Origin of the sequence: Streptomyces sp. NPDC001194, from assembly GCF_042896985.1 — a bacterium.
In the GTDB taxonomy this organism is placed as follows: domain Bacteria; phylum Actinomycetota; class Actinomycetes; order Streptomycetales; family Streptomycetaceae; genus Streptomyces.
Genome location: NZ_JBIAXU010000012.1, coordinates 204,537 through 223,452, shown reverse-complemented (window position 1 = coordinate 223,452; position 18,916 = coordinate 204,537). Strand labels below are relative to the sequence as shown.

At 73.4% G+C, this 18,916-nt stretch carries 12 protein-coding genes; 5 read left to right on the top strand and 7 right to left on the bottom strand.

Annotated elements, in window-relative coordinates; genetic code table 11:
- Nucleotides 1–104: 104 nt before the first annotated feature.
- The 6 genes from ACFY1T_RS23680 to ACFY1T_RS23655 all read right to left on the bottom strand — a co-directional run bounded on the left by ACFY1T_RS23680 (nucleotide 105) and on the right by ACFY1T_RS23655 (nucleotide 12,323).
- Nucleotides 105–4,379: a molybdopterin-dependent oxidoreductase gene (locus tag ACFY1T_RS23680; RefSeq protein ID WP_390789926.1), complete on the bottom strand. Its 4,275-nt coding sequence runs from the start codon at nucleotides 4,377–4,379 to the stop codon at nucleotides 105–107.
- A 199-nt stretch (nucleotides 4,380–4,578) separates the two neighbouring features.
- Nucleotides 4,579–5,727 (bottom strand): substrate-binding domain-containing protein, encoded by a 1,149-nt coding sequence (locus ACFY1T_RS23675; protein ID WP_390789925.1) that lies wholly within the window; start codon nucleotides 5,725–5,727, stop codon nucleotides 4,579–4,581.
- Nucleotides 5,728–5,750: 23 nt separating this feature from the next.
- Complete coding sequence (locus ACFY1T_RS23670) at nucleotides 5,751–6,812, bottom strand: ABC transporter permease (RefSeq protein WP_390789924.1); 1,062 nt, start codon at nucleotides 6,810–6,812, stop codon at nucleotides 5,751–5,753.
- A complete protein-coding gene (locus ACFY1T_RS23665) occupies nucleotides 6,809–8,311 on the bottom strand; it encodes a sugar ABC transporter ATP-binding protein (protein WP_390789941.1) in 1,503 nt (500 codons plus the stop codon). Before ACFY1T_RS23665 ends, ACFY1T_RS23670 begins: the two co-directional genes overlap by 4 nt.
- 204 nt (nucleotides 8,312–8,515) lie before the next feature.
- Complete coding sequence (locus ACFY1T_RS23660; RefSeq protein ID WP_390789923.1) at nucleotides 8,516–11,287, bottom strand: SpoIIE family protein phosphatase; 2,772 nt, start codon at nucleotides 11,285–11,287, stop codon at nucleotides 8,516–8,518.
- A 106-nt stretch (nucleotides 11,288–11,393) separates the two neighbouring features.
- On the bottom strand, nucleotides 11,394–12,323 hold the full coding sequence (locus tag ACFY1T_RS23655; RefSeq protein ID WP_390789922.1) for a cyclase family protein: 930 nt from the start codon (nucleotides 12,321–12,323) through the stop codon (nucleotides 11,394–11,396).
- Nucleotides 12,324–12,500: 177 nt separating this feature from the next.
- On the opposite strand from ACFY1T_RS23655, the gene ACFY1T_RS23650 reads away from it, so the two are divergent.
- The 4 genes from ACFY1T_RS23650 (at nucleotide 12,501) to ACFY1T_RS23635 (ending at nucleotide 17,521) form a co-directional block, all read left to right on the top strand.
- Nucleotides 12,501–13,622, top strand: a complete 1,122-nt coding sequence (locus ACFY1T_RS23650) for a PP2C family protein-serine/threonine phosphatase (protein WP_390789921.1) — start codon at nucleotides 12,501–12,503, stop codon at nucleotides 13,620–13,622.
- Nucleotides 13,623–13,880: 258 nt separating this feature from the next.
- Nucleotides 13,881–15,293, top strand: coding sequence for a family 2B encapsulin nanocompartment shell protein (locus tag ACFY1T_RS23645; protein ID WP_390789920.1), 1,413 nt, complete (start codon nucleotides 13,881–13,883; stop codon nucleotides 15,291–15,293).
- Between the two features lie 63 nt (nucleotides 15,294–15,356).
- Complete coding sequence (locus ACFY1T_RS23640) at nucleotides 15,357–16,613, top strand: family 2 encapsulin nanocompartment cargo protein terpene cyclase (RefSeq protein WP_390789919.1); 1,257 nt, start codon at nucleotides 15,357–15,359, stop codon at nucleotides 16,611–16,613.
- A 14-nt stretch (nucleotides 16,614–16,627) separates the two neighbouring features.
- On the top strand, nucleotides 16,628–17,521 hold the full coding sequence (locus tag ACFY1T_RS23635; RefSeq protein WP_390789918.1) for a geranyl diphosphate 2-C-methyltransferase: 894 nt from the start codon (nucleotides 16,628–16,630) through the stop codon (nucleotides 17,519–17,521).
- 59 nt (nucleotides 17,522–17,580) lie between these two features.
- Here ACFY1T_RS23635 and ACFY1T_RS23630 read toward each other — a convergent pair whose 3' ends face one another.
- Nucleotides 17,581–17,796: a hypothetical protein gene (locus ACFY1T_RS23630; RefSeq protein WP_390789917.1), complete on the bottom strand. Its 216-nt coding sequence runs from the start codon at nucleotides 17,794–17,796 to the stop codon at nucleotides 17,581–17,583.
- A 242-nt stretch (nucleotides 17,797–18,038) separates the two neighbouring features.
- Between ACFY1T_RS23630 and ACFY1T_RS23625 the strand changes: the two genes are divergently transcribed.
- Nucleotides 18,039–18,827, top strand: a complete 789-nt coding sequence (locus tag ACFY1T_RS23625; RefSeq protein WP_390789916.1) for a peptidoglycan recognition family protein — start codon at nucleotides 18,039–18,041, stop codon at nucleotides 18,825–18,827.
- Nucleotides 18,828–18,916: the final 89 nt, after the last annotated feature.

The window sequence follows — 18,916 nt, the reverse complement described above, 5'->3', positions numbered from 1 at the left end:
CAGATCACCGCAACCGCCACCGACTCCACCCCAGCCACCGCCACCGCCACCTTCCCCCTCACCGTCAACTGGTTCTGACCGGCAACCGGGGGCGGCGACGCCCGTCAGTACACGTCGCGGGCGTACCGCTTCTCGGCGGAGAGCTGCTTCAGGTACGCGGCGGCCTCGTCCTCGGTCAGGCCGCCGTGGGCCACGGCGATCTCGCGCAGCGCCCGGTCCACGTCCTTGGCCATCCGGCTCGCGTCCCCGCACACGTAGAAGTGGGCGCCCTCCTGGAGCCAGGCCCACAACTGGGCGCCTTGTTCGCGCATCCGGTCCTGGACGTAGACCTTGGCCCGCTGGTCGCGGGAGAAGGCCAGGTCCAGCTGGCTGAGCGTGCCGTGCCGGTGCAGTTCCTCCAGCTCCTCGCGGTAGTAGAAGTCGGTGGCCCGGCGCTGCTCGCCGAAGAACAGCCAGTTCCCGCCGTGGTGGCCGAGGGCGCGGCGGTGTTCCAGGAAGGCCATGAACGGGGCGATCCCGGTCCCCGGACCCACCATCACGGCCGGTGTCTCGGGACGTGCGGGCGGCCGGAAGTGCGCGGAGCGCTGGACGAACAGCGGGACGGGACCGCCCGGTTCGGCGTCGGCGAGGAAGGCGGAGGCCACCCCCTTGCGGGCGTGGCGGCGCGGACCCTCGTAGCGCAGCACCGAGACCGTCAGGCTGACCTCGTGCGGGTCGACGAGAGGGCTGGAGGATATGGAGTAGAGGCGCGGCTGGAGCCGTTTGAGGCGCTCGGCCCATTCCTGGGCGCCGAGCCGGACCGGGAACTCCGCCAGGATGTCCACGGGTTGGCGCCCCCAGATCCAGCGGGCGAGGCCGTCCTTGTTGTCCGGGCGCGTCAACTGCCGGAGCCTGCGGTCGCCGGTGTGCTCGGTGATGAACCTGAGCAGGTCGGGCGTGACGCGGGTGATGTCCAGGTGCCGGTGCAGCGCCCGGCCGAAGGGCATGGGCCGGTCGTGCCCGGGCAGGGCGACCTCGGCGTCCGCGGCCAGGCCGGTGGCGGCCAGCCATTCCGTCACCAGGTCCGGGCAGTTGACCGGCTGGACGCCCAGGGCGTCGCCCGCCTCGTACGCCGGGCCGTCCGGGCCGAGGTCGAAGGTGAACCGCCGGACCTCCTTGGTGGCGCCGGCCAGGCTCAGCAGCCGGTTGCCGGACAGCCGGGCGGTGTGCCGGGCGGCCGCCCGGCCCGGGGCGCCGGTGGTCCGGGGCGGCTCGGCGGACACGGGCGGCTCGGCGGGCGCGGCCGGCTCGGCGGCCGCCGCGGCCGGTCCGCCCGCCGCCAGGACGCGGCGCACCTGCTCCAGCCACCGCCCGGCGGGCTCTTCGTCATCGGGCTCGCAGTCCACGCGCGGCAGCAGGCGCAGCGCCCCGAGTTCCTCGAGGCGCCGGTCGAGCCGCCGGCCGTGGCCGCAGAAGGCCTCGTACGAGGAGTCCCCGAGGGCGAGCACCGCGTACCGGACGTCCTCGAGCCTCGGCGCGTCGGCCGCGCTCAGCGCCTCCCAGAACACGGCGCCGTTGTCGGGGGCGTCGCCGTCGCCGAAGGTGCTGGTGACGACCAGCAGATCCGTGCCGGGGGTGAGGGAGGCGGGGAGCCGGTCGGCCATGCCGTGCACGGCCGCCGCACGGCCGTCCTCGGCCAGCGCGGCGCCGACGGCGACGGCGAGCTCCTCGGCGTTCCCCGTCTGCGAGGCCCACAGGACCACCGTCTGCCGGGTCGGCGTGCCCGGATCGGGGGAGTCCGGCTGCGGAGCGTCGGGCGGCGCGGCCGCGGGCGCGAACGAGGGCATCGCGGCGAGGGCCGTCGCCGTGCGGGAGTACGTCCCGGCGAGCACCCCGTCGACCCAGAGCGAGTGCCCGTCCTCGAAGGGGGCGCCGTGGGGGAGCAGCGGGACGTCCGTACCGGGCGGGGTGGAGGCGAGCCCCGCGAGGAATCCGGCGAGGTACTGGCGCTCCCGGTCGGACAGGGCGGGCGGTGTGTGCCCGTCCAGCCCGAAGAGGGAGGTCAGGGCGGGGACGGCGGTGGCCGGCCGTACGGTCACGGGGTGCATCAGCGTCGTGGCCGTACGGCCCCGGCCGGCCACCTCGTCGGGGGACCCGCCGGACCCGCCGGACGCCCCGCCCGTCCCGCCCGAGGCCGCCGCGGCGCCCGGCGCGGTCACCGGAACCGGAACCCGCGTCCTGGCCAGCGTCACGGCGCACACCTTGAACTCGGGCTGGAAGGAGACGGGGTCGACGGCGTCGTTGGTGACGGCGTTGACGCTGAGGTACTCGCCGAACAGGTCGTTCCAGTGGAACGGGGCGAAGCAGTTCCCGGGCCGCACCCGGTCGGTGACGACGGCCGGCAGCACCGCCCGGCCGCGCCGCGAGGCCACCTCCACCCCGTCGCCCTGCTCGATGCCCAGCGCCGCGGCGTCCTCCGGATGGATCTCCACGAACGGACCGGGGTCGAGCTTGTTCAGCTTGGCGACCTTGCCCGTCTTGGTCAGGGTGTGCCACTGGTGCTGCAGGCGTCCGGTGTTCAGGACGAACGGATAGTCGTCATCGGGCAGTTCATCGGCGGGAAGGTGCGGCCGGGCGAAGAAGGAGGCCCGCCCGGAGGCGGTCGGGAAGACCAGCCGCGGGCGGCTGCCGTCCGGGTGCTCGGCCGGGATCTGGCTGACGCCGTCGTTGAGGTACCGGACGGGATTGCGGTCCGGTCCGCCCGGGGCCGCCGGCCACTGCACCGGCCCGCGGCGCAGCCGCTCGTACGACACGCCGCGCAGGTCCCAGCCGGTCGCCGGGTTCCAGGCCTTGCGCAGCTCCTCGAAGACCTCCTCGGGGCCGCTGTACGTGAACGCCTCGGCGAAGCCCATCTCGCAGGCGACGCGGGCGATCAGCTGCCAGTCGGGCAGGGCCTGTCCGGGCGGGTCGGCGGCCCCGCGGACCAGGGTGAGGTTGCGCTCGGAATTGACCATCACGCCGTCCGCCTCCGCCCAGAGGGTGGCCGGGAGCACGATGTCGGCGTAGGCGTTGGTCTCGGTCTCGGCGAACACGTCCTGCGTGATGACGAGTTCGGCGGTCTCCAGCGCCTTGATGACCGTACTGCGGTTGGCGACGGAGGCGACCGGGTTGGTGCAGATGATCCAGCACGCCCGTATCTCGCCGGCCGCCATCTTCTCGAACATCTCGACCGTGCCGCGCCCCACGTCCGTGCGCAGAGTGCCCTCCGGCAGCCCCCACAGCTCTTCGGTGAAGCGCCGGTCCGCGTCGACGAGGACCGATCGCTGGCCGGGCAGGCCCGGTCCCATGTAGCCCATCTCCCGGCCGCCCATGGCATTGGGCTGTCCGGTCAGGGAGAAGGGGCCGCTGCCGGGGCGGCAGATCGCCCCGGTGGCCAGGTGCAGGTTGACCAGGGCGTTGGTGTTCCAGGTGCCGTGGGTGGACTGGTTGAGCCCCATGGTCCAGCAGCTCGTCCACTCGCCCGCCTCGCCGATCCAGCGGGCGGCCAGCCGGATGTCCGCCTCCGGTATGCCGGTGATCTCCGCGACCTTCGCGGGCGGGTAGTCCCGCAGGAAGGCGGGCATGTCCTCCCAGCCCTCGGTGTGCTCGGCGATGAAGGCCGGGTCGGTCCAGCCGCCCTCGACCAGCAGGTGCAGCAGCCCGTTGAGCAGGGCCAGGTCGGTGCCCGGGCGTATCTGCAGGAACAGGTCGGCCTTGTCGGCGGTGGCGTTGCGGCGCGGGTCGACGACGATCAGCTTGGCGCCGGCGGACTTGACCCGGTCCATCATCCTCAGGAAGAGGACGGGGTGGCAGTCGGCCATGTTCGAGCCGATGACGAAGAAGGCGTCGGCCCGCTCGAAGTCCTCGTACGAGCCGGGCGGCCCGTCGGCGCCCAGCGAGAGCTTGTAGCCGCTGCCGGCGCTCGCCATGCACAGCCGGGAGTTGGACTCGATCCGGTTCGTGCGCAGGAACCCCTTGGCCAGCTTGTTGGCGAGGTACTGGGCCTCCAGCGACATCTGGCCGGAGACGTACAGGCTCAGCGCGTCGGGGCCGTGCGCGTCGAGGACCGCGCGCAGCCGCTGGGCCGTCCGGGTGATCGCCGCGTCCACGTCCACCGGGGTCGGCCCGGCGCCCCGCTCCTCGCGGACCAGGGCGGTCCCGAGCCGGCCGGGCGCGGCCAGCAGGTCCGCGTGGGTGGCGCCCTTGGTGCACAGCCGTCCGGCGTTGGCGGGGTGCTGCTTGTCGCCGACCGCCTTGGCCACCGTACGGCGGCCGTCGGCGCCCCGGGCGATCTCCAGCACGATCCCGCAGCCGACGCCGCAGTAGGAGCAGACCGTGCGTACGGCTTCCGCCTCGGACACAGGAGACCTCCTCGGAGTACACCGGCCGACCCCCCGGATCCCGGGCGCCGCGGCCGTGTGCAGGTCGATCCCGTGGCGCCCACCGTAGGAAACCCCTGTTGCGCACGTGTGACGGGCGGTGCCGCCCCGGGGTTACAAGCGGCTGCGCGGGCGCTCCCACCGGCCGTGAGGCGCGCGCAACCACGTAAGCACGGGTGGGTCAGCCGTGCCAGATCTTCTCGTACGCGGCCTGGTAGCCCTTGGGGTCCCAGGACGTGGCCCCCGCGCTGTTCTCGGCCGTCGCGATGTGGACGGGGGCCACGTAGCCGCTGGCCGGCTGCCCGGCGAAGGCCCGGTTGAACTCGTCGACGATCTGCCAGCCCTGCTGCGAGAGCGGCTCCGGGACGGTGGCGGCCTGGAACTGCTCGCTGTTGATGCGCCGGAAGGCGGAGGGGTCCCCGTCGCCGGCGCCGATGTTGAAGGGCGGCCCGGCGCCGGGCTTGCCGGCGGCCCGGAAGGCGGGCGCGGCGTCGTCGAAGTACAGGTCGTTGATGGCGACGGAGTACGTCCACTGCTTGCGGAAGCGGGACAGCAGGGAGGCGACCTCCTGCGGGGTGCGCCGGCTCGCGTCCGGGATCGGGATGTTCTTGTGCGCGAGGAGCCTGACCCCCGGGCAGGCGGCGAGCCGCTGCTCGATCAGCTTGGACTTCGTACCGGCGAAGGGGATCGAGTCGTCGGTGAAGACGACGACCCCGGCGGCCCCCTCGGACCGGGCGATGACCCAGTCCGCGCTGGCCTTCGCCACCTCCTCCACCTTCGTGGTGACGTTGGTGAAGAGCGGGGGGTCGGTGCTCGGGCCCGGGGAGCTGACCGCGTGCCAGCCGATGAGCGGGATGCCCGCCGCCCCGGCCCGCGCCACCTGCTGCGAGGTCAGCCGGGGATCGAAGCCGCCGATGACGATGCCCGAGGGCCTGAGGGTCACGGCCTGGGCGAGAGCCGCCTGGATGCCGGCCGGGGTGCCCTCCCCGTCGATCACCCGGACGTTCCAGCCGATCGTCTGCGCGGCCTCCCGGACGCCCTTGGCGACCCCCGCGACGCCCGGGTTGGTCATGGTCTGCGCGACGTAGACGAGGGTCTTGCCGGGAACCGCCCGCGGGCCGGTCGTGGGGCCGTTCCACGTGCTGTCGGTGGACTCGGCCCGCCGGACGGCCGCCGTGGCCTCCCGGAGGACGCCCGGGCAGCCGGCGGCCGAGGGGCCGGTGGCGTTCGGGGAGCCGCCGCCCCCGCAGCCGGCGAGGGCGGCGCCGGCCGCCGCCAGCAGGGCGGCGGCCGCGAGCGGGGTCCTGCGGTTCGGGTACTTCGGGTACACGGTGCTCCTGAGCTCGAGCTTGTCTAAGAGGTGCCGGTGCCGGTGCCGCCGACCCCCGCTTCCGCCGTCGCGACGGTGTCGGTGCGCAGCCGCCGCCGGGCCGAGTAGCCGGCCAGCCCGACCGCGATGAGCAGCGTGGCGCCGTTGAACAGCGGGGTGGCCCAGAACTGTGCGCCGAGCTGGCCGATCCCGGCGAGCCCGACCGCCAGTACGGTCACGGCGACGAGGGTGCCGACGGCGTTGGCCCGGCCCGGCTTGATGGCGGTGGATCCGAGCAGGGCTCCGACGAAAGCGGGCAGCAGGTAGTCCAGGCCCACGCTCGGGTTGCCGATCTGCTGCTGCGCGGCGAGCAGCACCCCGGCGAACCCGACGACCGTGCCTGAGCAGGCGAAGGCGTGGACGCAGTACCGGCGGGTGGGGATGCCGACGATCTCGGCGGCGCGGGGGTTGGATCCGATGACGTACAGGTACCGGCCGAACGGCAGCCGCTCCAGCACCACCCAGAGGACGACGACGAGGCCGAGGACGTAGAAGGCGGGGACCGGCAGCCCGAGGAACCGGGCGTCGTAGAGGTCGGTGAACGCGGCCGGGAGCCCGTCGGGACCGGGGACGATCCGGCCGCCGTCGGTGATCCAGCCGGTGACGGCGTACATCATGCTGCCGGTGCCGAGCGTGGCGATGAAGGCGTCGATGCGGGCGAACTCCACGATGGCCCCGTTCACGGCGCCGACCAGGGCGCCTCCGGCGACGACCGTCAGGCAGGCGAGCGGCCAGGGCCAGCCCTTCTCGACGATGAGGAACAGCACCATCACGTGCGCCAGGCCCAGCGCGTAGCCGATGGACAGGTCGAACTTGCCGCTCGCGATGGGGATCGTCACGCCGAGGGCCAGGATGGCCGGGATCGACTGGCTGGAGAGGATCGAGGAGACGTTGTCCAGCGTGGGGAAGGTGTCCGGCAGGAGGACGGAGAAGAGCAGGAACAGCAGGACGGTCAGGACCAGCAGGCCGTACGTGCCGACGAAGTGCCCGTGCCCGCGCCGGTGCCGGTGCCCCGTGGGGGCGGGGCGGGTGGAGGACGGGCTCACCGGCCCTCCGCGCTTCCGGTGATCGCGGGCAGGGCCGAGGCGGCGCGGGTGAGTTCCGTGACGTTCAGGGCTTCCCCCGCCAGCTCGGCCACCACGGTCCCGCGCCCGAACACCAGCGCGCGGTGGCACACGCCGGCGATCTCCTCGTAATCGGTGGAGATGAGCAGCACCGCCGCCCCGCCTGCCGGTACCTCCTGGAGGAGGCGGTGGATCGACGCCTTGGCACCCACGTCCACGCCGGCCGTCGGCTCTTCGAGGATCAGCAGGCGCAGCCGCCCCCGGAGCCGGCGGCCGACCATGACCTTCTGCTGGTTGCCGCCCGACAGGGTGGCGATCGGCACCTCGCTGTCGCGGGGGCGTACGGAGTACCGCTCGATCAGGGCGGCGGCCTCGGCACGCTCGCGCCGCGGCGCGATCCAGTGCCAGGCGGGCACGCCGGCGGCCCGGGGGTTGGCCAGGAAGTTCTCCCGGACCGTCAGTTCCGCGGCGCAGCCCTCCTCCTGCCGGTTGCCGGCGACGAAGCCGACCCCGGCGCCGAGGGCGGCGGCGACCGTACGGGGGCGGTACGGGCGCCCGTCGAGCAGCGCCCGCCCGCCGCGCAGCGGCAGTGCGCCGGCGAGGGCGCGCCCGAGGTGCGTGTGCCCGGCGCCGGTCAGGCCGACCAGGCCGAGGATCTCGCCCTCGCGCAGCTCCAGGCTGACGGGTCCGGTGCGTTCGGTACCCACGCCGTCGAGGCGCAGCACGGGCGGCCGGCGGTGCCCGGAGGCCGGCGCCGGCGCCGCTGCCCGGGGCGGGTGCCCGGTCGGTTCGCGGCCCACGATGTCGCGGACCAGCCGGGCCGGGTCGTACGGGGCGAGGGGTCCCCGGCTGACGAGCCTGCCGTCCCGCAGGACGGCGAAGGAGTCGGCGACCTCGTACACCTCGTCGAGCCGGTGGCTCACGTAGAGGATGCCGTGCCCCCGGTCGCGCAGGGCGTGCAGGATGTCGAAGAGGCGCGCGCAGTCCGCTGCGGGGAGGGTGGCGGTCGGCTCGTCGAGGACGAAGAGCCGGGCGCGCCTCGCCAGCCCGCGGGCGATCGCGACCAGGGCACGCTCGGCGGGGGCGAGGTCGGCGATCCGGGTGTCGGCGTCCAGGTGCCCGGCGACGGTGTCCAGTGCCTCCGCGCAGCGCTCCCGGGTCCGCCGCCAGGAGATCAGGCCGTGGCGGCGCGGGTACCCGGTGCCCAGGGCGATGTTCTCGGCAACCGTCATCCAGTCGACCAGACCGAGGTCCTGGTGGATGAAGGACATGCTGCGCGAGGCGGCTTCGGAGCCGAGCGGGTGCCCGGCCACGGTCACCTCGCCCTCGTCGGCGCGGTGGACGCCGGCGAGCACCTTGATGAGGGTGGACTTCCCGGCGCCGTTGGGGCCGAGCAGGGCGAGGACGCTGCCGCCGTACACGTCGAGGCTGACCGCGTCCAGCGCGACGGTGCCGCCGAACCGCTTGCCGAGACCGCGCATCCGGACGAGGGCTTCTCCGCCGGGGCGCGAGGGCGGGTGCGTCGGGGTGACGGGAGTGGCGGGAGTGTCATGCACGGACTTCTCCGGGGCCGCCTGGGGAGGTGGTGCTGGGGGAGGTACAGCCTGTAGCGATGAGGACACCGGTGATGCTACTGCCGGCTGTATTGATATGGGCGATATGTCGGCTGTCAGGCCTGTCGGCCGTCAGGCCGCGTCCAGGGCGCACTCGGCCCAGATGACCTTGCCCTGCGCGGTGTACCGGGTGCCCCAGGCGCGGGCGAGCTGTGCGACGAGGAACAGGCCGCGGCCGCCCTCCTCCGTGGAGGCCGCCCGCCGCAGGTGCGGGGCGGTGTTGCTGCCGTCGGAGACCTCGCAGATCAGCGCGCGGTCGTGGACCAGGCGTACCTGGATGGGCTCGGTGCCGTACCGGACCGCGTTGGTGACCAGCTCGCTCAGCATCAGCTCGGCGGCGAACGCCAGCTCGTCCAGTCCCCAGTCGGCGAGCTGGCGGGTGGCGGCGGCGCGCACGCCGGCCACCAGGGACGGGTCGGCGGACACGGTCCACGTGGCGATCCGGTCCGCGGGCACGGTACGGGTGCGGGCGACGAGCAGAGCGATGTCGTCCGCGGGGTGTTCGGGTGCCATGGCGTCGATGACCGCCCGGCAGGTGTCCTCGGGCGAGCGGTCCGGCTGGGCCAGGATGCCGCTCAGCTGGGCGAGGGCCACGTCGATGTCGCGTTCGCGGTCCTCGACGAGTCCGTCGGTGTAGAGGACCATCGTGCTGCCCTCGGGGAGCCGGATCTCCGCCGTCTCGAACGGCAGGCCGCCCAGGCCCAGAGGCGGTCCGGCGGGCAGCTCCGGGAACGTCACCCGGCCGCCCGGGTGGACCAGCGCGGGCGGGGGGTGCCCGGCGCGGGCCATGGTGCACAGCCGCGTCGTGGGGTCGTAGACGGCGTAGAGGCAGGTGGCGCCGACGATGCCGGTGCTGCCGGAGTCGTTGTCGCCGCCCTCCTCCCGGTCCAGGCGGACCAGGAGGTTGTCCAGGTGGGTGAGGAGCTCGTCGGGGGCGAGTTCCAGTTCGGCGAAGTTGCGGGCGGCCGTGCGCAGCCGGCCCATGGTGGCGGCGGCGTGCAGGCCGTGGCCCACGACGTCCCCCACGAGGAGGGCGACGCGGGTGCCGGAGAGCGGGATGACGTCGAACCAGTCGCCGCCGACCCCCGATTCGGCGGGCAGGTAGCGGTGTGCGACCTCGACCGCGCCCTGCTCCGGGATGCCGTGCGGAAGCAGGCTCTCCTGAAGGGCCAGGGCCAGCGTGTGCTCGCGGGTGTAGCGGCGGGCGTTGTCGATGCAGAGGGCGGCGCGGGCCGCGAGCTCCCGGGCCAGCCAGCTGTCGTCCTCGCCGAACGGGGCGGGGTCCTGCGAGCGGTAGAAGCTGGCGATGCCCAGCAGGACGCCGCGGGCGAGGAGGGGGACGCAGATGAGCGAGTGCACACCGCGGGCGAGGATCTCCCGCGCGTGCTCGGGCTCCTGGTCGATCCAGCCGATGCCCTCCCGCAGGTCGGACTCCAGCACCGGCTGCCCGGCGTCCAGGCACCGCACGTGGGGGGTGCCGGCGTGCGGCTCCACCCGGCGGCCGACGGGGTAGAAGGGGTGGTCCTCGCGTATGCCGTGGACCACCGCGCGGTGCAGCTCGTTCCGGGGGTCGGCGGACTCCTCGCCGCGCAGCACGGCCTCAGGTACGTCGATGGTGACGTAGTCGGCCAGGCGCGGGACCGCCATCTCGGCGAGTTCCCACGCGGTGCGGGTCACGTCCAGCGTGGTGCCGATCCGGGTGCTGGCCTCGGCCAGCAGCTCCAGGCGGCGGCGCGCAGCGACGGCGTACTTGCCGACCTCCGGTTCGCCCACCAGCACCAGGCCCCGGACCTTGCCGGCGGAGGGCGGGTCGGCGCCGGCCGGGCCGGGAGGCGCCGCGTGCGTCCCGTGCCGCGCTCCGTGCGGCATTTCGTGCGGCGCTCCGTGCGGTGGTCCCGCGCCGGTCGACACGGAGAGGCGGTGCGCCGGTGGCGGCTCGCCGGTGAACACGGCCTCGACGACGATGCCCTCCACCCCGGAGCGGCTCGTGACCGGGCTGCTCAGCAGCGTGACCCCCCGCCCGTGCGGCAGGGACACCTCGACGCAGGCGCGTTGCGTCGAGGACATGAGCTCGGTGGCCTTCTCCTTGAGGATCATCTGGTCGTGCAGGTCCAGCCCGCTGTCGCCGAGCTCCTCCAGCCCGATCGCCGGCCCCTCCCCGGGGCCTGCGCCGTTGCGGGCCGGGTGGCCGGCGTCGAGGTACGCGCGCAGCAGCGCGCGCTCCCGCGCCGAATGCTGCTCCATCAGCCGCCGCTCGATGGACTGCGCGGCCCGGCGGACCAGGGCGGGCAGCGCCGGGTGCTCGTAGCCGTGCGGGTACCCGAAGCAGAGCACGCCGACGATGTGCCCGCTCAGCCGGTCGCGGATCGGGGTCGCGGAGCAGGCGTTCGACTGGGAGCGCTCGGCGAAGTGCTCGGCCCCGTAGACCTGCACGAGATGCCGTTCGGCGAGCGCGAGGCCGATGCCGTTGGTCCCCGCGAACCGCTCGGCGAAGACGAAGCCCGGGACCGTCTGGATGGGGGGCAGGGTGCGGGCCAGGGCGGGTTCTCCGAAGCGGCGCTGGAGCACCGTCCCGTTCCCGTCGGCGAGGGAGACGTTCATCTGGCTGCCCGCGAACCGGGAGGCCAGCTCGTCGAGGACGGGCCCGGCCGCGTGCACGAGCCGGCTGTCCGGGTCGAAATCGTCCCGGTACGGAAGGTCCGTCCCGTCCGGCGAGAGTCCGAGCGACCGGCAGCGCTGCCACGAGTTCAGGATCGGGCTCCGAACCCCGTCCGCGATCGGCTCGCCCACCATGAACCGCTCACGGGAGCGTGCGGGGCCGATCTGCTCTCCCGTGGCCCCCATACGCATCACTTCCCCTTACCGAGCGCCCGGCCGCGGCGAGGCGCCACGGCGGAGCGCTTACACCGAGCAAGTGCTATCCGAGTATATTCCCACCTATTTGTACGTATCAGAGGATGGCGACCGGATTGACGGGGGAACCCGTCCCGCCGGGCACGTCCAGCGGCGCCACGACGAGCATGAACTCGTGGCGCCCGGCCTCGGCGCACGCGGCCGAGAGCGCCTCCAGGTCCAGGTTGTCCAGCAGCGGCACGCCCATGGCGGCCACGGCGAGGGCGTGCACGGGGGAGTGGACGCCGTCGACCGGTGAGGGGCGCAGGTCGCTGTCCCCGTCGCCGCCGAGCAGCGCCACGGCGCGCTCGGCCAGCAGCGGCAGGGCGTCCACGTGGAACCCGGCGCTCGCGGCGCCGGAGTCCCACGGTCCGAGCTCCCGGCTGCGGCGGAAGCGGCCGGAGCGCAGCAGCACGGCACAGCCCTCGTCGACCGTCACGCCCAGGGCCCGCTCCGCGGCCAGGACGTCCTGCGCGTGGACCGCGTGCCCGGGCTCCAGCCAGTCGGCCCCGAGAACGGCCGGCAGGTCGAGGAGCACGCCCTTGGTGACCAGGGGCCCGAGCGCCGACACCGAGCCGAAGCGGGCGCCCCCGGCGTCGACGGCCTCCCGGGCGGGGCGGCCCTCGTAGAGTCGCCCCTCGTACGCGACGTGTGACAGCGCGTCCAGGTGGCTCACGGCCTTGCCGTGGTAGTCGGCCGCGAGGAAGTCCTTGTAGGTGGCGGGCTCCGGGGCCTCCACGTCGCCGAGGTCGGTCATGTGGTGCAGGGCGGGCTTGCGGTTGTCCGGTCCGGGCCGGGTGTCCCAGGGCAGGCCCAGCGGTACCGCCGTACCGGACCGGACCAGGGCGGCGGCCCGCCGCACGTGGTCCGGGGTGACCCGGTTGCAGGCGCCGCGGTCGGCCGGGGTCCAGCGGCCCCAGGTGCGGACCGCGGTGAAGATCGCGTCGAACTCCCGGCGGGAGACCCGGCGCTCGGGGCTGCTGCTCATCCGGACTCACCGCTCCAAGGCTCGGCTGGGCCCCGCTCCGGGTCGGGCGGGACCGGGGAACGGGCGCCCCGGCACCCGCACCGCCTCACATGCCCGCGGGCCGCGGGCGCTACGCCCGACGGGCCCCGCTCGGGTGAACGGTGGCGGCGAGCGCCTCCGGCGGCGCAGGCTGGATCCATGCGGGTGCCCTTCCGCCCACCTCCTCGACCGGGAGCGGGCGGTCACCACCAGGTCCTCTTCGTACTCGCGGAGTGTCTGCCCTTCGCGATCGCGCTCGCGGTGCTGACCATCGAGTTCACGCCCGCGCACGTGCTGTACACCGGCCCCCTCCTGGTCGCCACGCCGGCGCTGGCCGCCGTGGCGATGGGCCCGAAGGGGACCCTGGCGGCGGTGGCGCTGGCCGTGGCCGTGAGCGTCACCACCGCCACGTACAACGGGGCCTGGGGCAGCCAGCAGGTCTACACCAACTTCCTGGCCCTGTTCCTGGTGTCGCTGGCGAGCCTCGCGACGAGCAGCACCGTCCGCAAGCGGCGGGAGGACGAGCTCGAACAGGTCCGCCGGATCGCCGTGGCGGCCCAGGAGGCCGTGCTGCGGCCCGTACCGCTGCGGCTCGGTCCCCTGCGCGTGGCCGGCATGTACCTGGCGGCCGAGACCGGGGCGCAGATCGGCGGCGATCTGTACGAGGCCGTACAGACGCGCTACGGGGTCCGGGTGATCGTGGGGGACGTCCGGGGCAAGGGGGTGCCGGCCGTCCGGGCGGCGGCGGCCGTGCTGGGCGCGTTCCGGGAGGCCGCGCACTACGAGGACGATCTGGTCGGGGTCGTCAACCGCTGCGAGGCGGCGCTGTTGCGGGACGCGGCCGTGCCGGGCGTGATCGACCCGGAGGCGCTCGTGGAGGGCTTCGTCACGGCGCTGGTGGCGCAGGTGCCGGAGGGGTCCGTGGTCGAGGTGGTCAATCGCGGTCACCCGCCCCCGCTGCTGCTGCGCGACGGAACGGTCCGCGCCCTGATGCCCACCAGCCCGTTGCCGCCGCTCGGTCTGGCGGAGTTCATCACCGGGCCCCCCGGGACGCCGGACCGCCACTCCTTCGTGCCCGGGGACCGGCTGCTCCTGTACACCGACGGGGTCATCGAGGCCCGCGACGGCGACGGCGCCTTCTTCGCCCTCCCCGAGGCGATGGAGGCGGTGGAGGCGGCGCCCGAGGCGCGGGAGTTCCTGAACGAGCTCCACAGGGGGCTGCTCCGCCACACCCGGCACCGCCTGGCGGACGACGCGGCGATGTTCCTCGTCGACCGGTGACCTCGGCCAAAGCCGGTACGGGGAACGGGCATTCGAGCTGGCTTGAATGCAGCTGTACCGGCCCGTAAACCCCGCGCGGTACAAGATCGCCGTATCGAGGTAATGCCTACGGCTGAAGGGACTGATGTAACGCGTTGACGGTTAGTGTGCTCCCGGATCCGGACGGATTGCCCGGAATTCCGACCCCCCTTTCTTCTTCCTTCACCGGTGGCGTGTGCGCGTCGCCGGTCACCGCCCTGACGAAGGAGCGCCTGCCCGATGACCGTGGACACCAGCCCGGAGGCGCAGCTCGACCCGTCCCGGCAGACCAGCCTGGGCACGGCGGCTGCCCGCAACCTCGCCACCACCACCAAGTCCGCCCCGCAGATGCAGGAGATCACCTCCCGCTGGCTGCTGAAGATGCTTCCCTGGGTGGAGACCAAGGGCGGCGCCTACCGGGTGAACCGCCGGCTGACCTACACCGTCGGCGACGGCCGCATCGAGTTCGTCCAGGACGGCGCCCACGTCCGGGTGATCCCCCGTGAGCTCGGCGAGATCGCCATGCTGCGCGGCTTCGACGACCTGGACGTGCTGACCGCGCTCGCCTCCCGGTGCGTCCAGCGCGACTTCCGCGCCGGTGAGGTGCTCGTCGAGCGCGGCACCCCCGCCAACGACATCCACCTGATCGCCCACGGCCGGATCAACCAGACCTCCGTCGGCAAGTACGGCGACGAGGTCGCGGTGGCGGTGCTCGCGGACGGCGACCGGTTCGGCGAGAACGCCCTGCTCGACGGCGCCGGCGGCTGGGACTACACCGCGACCGCCGCCACCGCGGGCACCCTGCTCACCCTGTCCCGCTCCGACTTCGCCGCCGTACTGTCCTCGGCGCCGCACCTCCAGGCCCACGTCCAGCAGTTCGGCTCGCTGCCGCACCAGCGTCAGAACAAGCACGGCGAGGCCGAGATCGCCATGTCGGCCGGCCACACCGGCGAGCCCGAACTGCCCGGTACCTTCGTCGACTACGAGCTCAATCCGCGCGAGTACGAACTCTCCATCGCGCAGACCGTCCTGCGGGTGCACACGAGGGTGGCCGACCTCTACAACGAGCCGATGAACCAGACCGAGGAGCAGCTCCGGCTCACCATCGAGGCGCTGCGCGAGCGCCAGGAGCACGAGCTGGTCAACAACCGGGAGTTCGGTCTGCTCCACAACGCCGCCTTCAAGCAGCGGATCCAGACCCATTCCGGCCCGCCCACCCCGGACGACCTCGACGAGCTGCTCTGCCGCCGCCGCGGCACCAAGCTCTTCCTCGCCCACCCCAAGACGATCGCGGCGATCGGGCGCGAGTTCAACGCCCGCGGGCTCTACCCGGACCACGTCGACCTCGGCGGCCAGCAGGTACCGGCCTGGCGCGGGGTCCCGATCCTGCCGTGCAACAAGATCCCCATCAGCAAGGAGAACACCAGCTCGATCATCGCCATGCGTACCGGCGAGGAAAACCAGGGCGTCATCGGCCTGCGCCAGACCGGTCTGCCGGAGGAGTACGAACCGGGCCTGTCGGTGCGGTTCATGGGCATCGACGAGCGGTCGATCATCTCCTACCTGGTCTCCACCTACTACTCCGCCGCGATCCTCGTGCCCGACGCGCTCGGCGTCCTGGAGAACGTGCAGATCGCCCGCAGGCACGACTAGCAGACCGCCCGGGGCCGCGCCCGGGAACCGGGACGGCCCAACCACCTCACCAAGGAGTCACGGATGCCCGATCCCGGGCCCTCCCCAGTGCAGTCGAGCCTGCCCGCCGCCGCGGCCGCCTTCGGGACGTACGGCCACGGACGCGGAGTCGAAGCCGTCGGCTGCATCCGGCCCGAGCAGCTCGCCGTGCCCGCCCCCGCCGGCCCGCCGGCTCCCGCGGCCGCGCCGAACCCCGCTCTGGAGCGGATCCTGCGCGGCCCCGGCGGCCTGGGCACGACGGGCCTCCACCCGGCCCGGATCGAGGGGCCGCCGTCCGCACTGGCGGAAGGGACGGAGCCGGCGGCCGGCCGGCCGATCCCGGGCCTCTACCACCACCCCGTACCGGAGCCCGATCCCGTACGGGTGGCGGAGGTCAGCCGCCGCATCAAGGCGTGGGCGGACGAGGTCGACCTCTACCCGCCCGAGTGGGAGGACCAGTTCGACGGCTTCTCCGTGGGCCGGTACATGGTCGCCTGTCATCCCGACGCCCCCACCCTCGACCACCTGATGCTCGCCACCCGGCTGATGGTCGCCGAGAACGTGGTCGACGACTGCTACTGCGAGGACCACGGGGGCTCGCCCGTCGGCCTCGGCGGACGCCTGCTGCTGGCGCACACCGCGCTCGACCCCCTCCACACCACGACCGAATACCAGCCGCAGTGGTCGCAGTCGCTGCACTCGGACGCCCCGCGGCGCGCCTACCGCTCGGCCATGGAGTACCTCCTCCAGGGGGCCAGCCCCTCCCAGGCCGACCGGTTCCGGCACGACATGGCCCGCCTGCACTTGGGGTACCTCGCCGAGGCGGCCTGGGCCGAGACGGACTACGTCCCGCAGGTGTGGGAGTACCTGGCGATGCGCCAGTTCAACAACTTCCGCCCCTGTCCGACGATCACCGACACCGTCGGCGGCTACGAACTGCCCGCGGACCTGCACGCCCAGCCCGCCATGCAACGGGTCATCGCGCTGGCCGGGAACGCCACCACCATCGTCAACGACCTTTACTCGTACACCAAGGAACTCGCCAGCCCCGGCCGGCACTTGAACCTGCCCGTGGTGATCGCCGAACGCGAGGGCGTCTCCGTCAAGGAGGCCTACCTGAAGGCGGTCGAGGTCCACAACGACCTCATGCACGCCTTCGAGGCCGCGGCCGCCGACCTGGCCACCGCCTGCCCCGCACCGAACGTGGCGCGCTTCTTGCGCGGCGTCGCCGCGTGGGTCGACGGCAACCACTACTGGCACATGACCAACACCTACCGCTACAGCCTGCCCGACTTCTGGTAAGGATGGATTTATAAGTGACCGACACCGATCTCACCGTTGCCCCCGTCGTTTCCACCCCCTCGGCGTTCATCCCGTCTCCGGCCACGCCCTACCAGGGCGACATCGCCCGCTACTGGGACCACGAGGCCCGGCCGGTGAACCTGCGTCTCGGCGACGTGGACGGCCTGTACCACCACCACTACGGCATCGGTGACGTCGACCACGCCGCCCTCGGGAGCACCGATGACAGCGCATACGAGAAGAAGCTGATCGCCGAGCTCCACCGGCTGGAATCGGCGCAGGCCGACGTCCTCCTCGACCACCTGGGCGCCATCGGACACGGCGACACGCTCGTGGACGCCGGCTGCGGCCGCGGAGGCTCGTCCGTCATGGCCCACCAGCGGTTCGGGTGCAAGGTCGAGGGCGTCACCCTGTCGGCGAAGCAGGCGGAGTTCGCGAACCAGCGCGCCCGCGAACTGGGCATCGAGGACTCGGTCCGCGCACGCGTCTGCAACATGCTCGACATGCCGTTCGAGACGGGGCAGGCCGCCGGCTCGTGGAACAACGAGTCGAGCATGTACGTCGACCTGCACGACCTGTTCGCCGAGCACTCCCGCGTCCTGGCCGTCGGCGGCCGGTACGTGACCATCACCGGCTGCTGGAACCCCCGCTACGGCCAGCCGTCGAAGTGGGTCTCCCAGATCAACGCCCACTTCGAGTGCAACATCCACTCCCGCCGGGAGTACATGCGCGCCATGGCCGACAACCGCCTCGTCCCGCAGGCCGTCATCGACCTGACCCCCGCGACCCTGCCGTACTGGGAGCTGCGGGCGACCTCCTCCCTCGTCACCGGCATCGAGGAGGCGTTCATCAACTCCTACAAGGACGGCTCGTTCCAGTACGTGCTCATCGCGGCCGACCGCGTCTGAGTCCGGCGGACCCCGGGGAGGCCGGAAAGGGCGGCGGGGCCCGTCACGCGCGGGCCCGGCTACTCGGAACGGCGCTCCATCACCCGCCGCGCCGCCTCGCTCTCGGCGGCCGGGGGTGACAGCTCGTCCAGGGTGTCGATGTCGGTGTCCCGCTCCAGCTCCTCCTCCCAGGCCGCGGCGAGCCGCTCCTGCTCGGCACGCGGCAGGCCGTCGACGGTCTCGCGGTGTGTCGGGTCGAGGGCGATGAGAAAGCGGTCGACGGCGTCGAAGGACATCCCGTACTCCTTGGGCGGCTGGCTGGCTGGCTGGCTGGCTGGGCGGCTGGGCGGAAGGCGGTGTTCCCGGCCCAGGATGTGAGAGACGGCCCGGCCGGGGCGCAGGACGCGGCCCGGGCCCCACCCGGATGGCGGCCCCCGCTCACCCCGTGGCGCCGCCGGGGAGCCGCTCACCGGTGTGTCATCCGTGCTCCGGCGGACGGTGCCCCTTCAATGGGCACCTCCGACCGAAAGGGCACGGCATGACCTCCTCCGCGCAGCACACCCGCCGAGCGGTCGTCACGGGCGCGTTCGCCCTGGCCGCCGGCTCCGCGCTCTCCGTCCTCCCGGCGGGCCGGGCGCACGCCGCGGCCGCCGCGGCGGCCGCACCGGAGATCGTGAGCTGCGCCGGCTGGGGGGCGCGGGCCGCGTCCGAGGCCGTGGTGGTCCTGTCCAACCGCCCCGAGCGGATCATCGTCCACCACACGGCGACGCTGAACGTGACCGACTACTCGCAGCAGCGCGCGTACGCCCTGGCCCGGGCCATCCAGACGTACCACATGGACGCCCAGGGCTGGATCGACACCGGGCAGCACTTCACGGTCAGCCGCGGGGCGTTCGTGATGGAAGGCCGCCACAACAGCCTCGCGGAGCTGCGCACCGGCAAGCGCCAGGTGCGCGCGGCGCACTGCGTCGGGCAGAACACGGTCTCGATCGGCATCGAGAACGAGGGCACGTACATGACGGAGGAGCCGCCGACGGCGCAGTTCTCGAAGCTCGCCGACCTGTGCGCCCACATCTGCACCCAGTACGGCCTGCCGGCCTCGGAGATCTACGGCCACCGGGACTTCAACTCCACGTCCTGCCCCGGCGACCGCCTCTACGCCCTGCTCCCGACCCTGCGCAAGCAGGTGGCGACCCGGCTGGGCACCTCCCTGACGGAGCCCGAATCGAACCCGATCCAGGACCTGATCGACGACGCCGCCACCCACGCGCTGTCGCCCTTCCCGGAGTACGTCCCTGAGCGACTGCTGCGCCGGCAGTTCCGCTGAGGACCGCGTCACGCACGCATCCGGCTGCCGACGCCGACTTCGGGGGCGCTCCCACCCGCGCCGCGAGGTCGGCGTCTTCGTGCGCCGGG

What these genes read in the sequence shown, in the direction of transcription:
- ACFY1T_RS23665 (WP_390789941.1), bottom strand. Translation starts at nt 8,311, where the DNA reads ATGCGCGGTCTCGGCAAGCGGTTCGGCGGCACCGTCGCGCTGGACGCG.
- ACFY1T_RS23660 (WP_390789923.1), bottom strand. Translation starts at nt 11,287, where the DNA reads ATGGGGGCCACGGGAGAGCAGATCGGCCCCGCACGCTCCCGTGAGCGG.
- ACFY1T_RS23655 (WP_390789922.1), bottom strand. Translation starts at nt 12,323, where the DNA reads ATGAGCAGCAGCCCCGAGCGCCGGGTCTCCCGCCGGGAGTTCGACGCG.
- ACFY1T_RS23650 (WP_390789921.1), top strand. Translation starts at nt 12,501, where the DNA reads ATGCGGGTGCCCTTCCGCCCACCTCCTCGACCGGGAGCGGGCGGTCAC.
- ACFY1T_RS23645 (WP_390789920.1), top strand. Translation starts at nt 13,881, where the DNA reads ATGACCGTGGACACCAGCCCGGAGGCGCAGCTCGACCCGTCCCGGCAG.
- ACFY1T_RS23640 (WP_390789919.1), top strand. Translation starts at nt 15,357, where the DNA reads ATGCCCGATCCCGGGCCCTCCCCAGTGCAGTCGAGCCTGCCCGCCGCC.
- ACFY1T_RS23630 (WP_390789917.1), bottom strand. Translation starts at nt 17,796, where the DNA reads ATGTCCTTCGACGCCGTCGACCGCTTTCTCATCGCCCTCGACCCGACA.
- ACFY1T_RS23625 (WP_390789916.1), top strand. Translation starts at nt 18,039, where the DNA reads ATGACCTCCTCCGCGCAGCACACCCGCCGAGCGGTCGTCACGGGCGCG.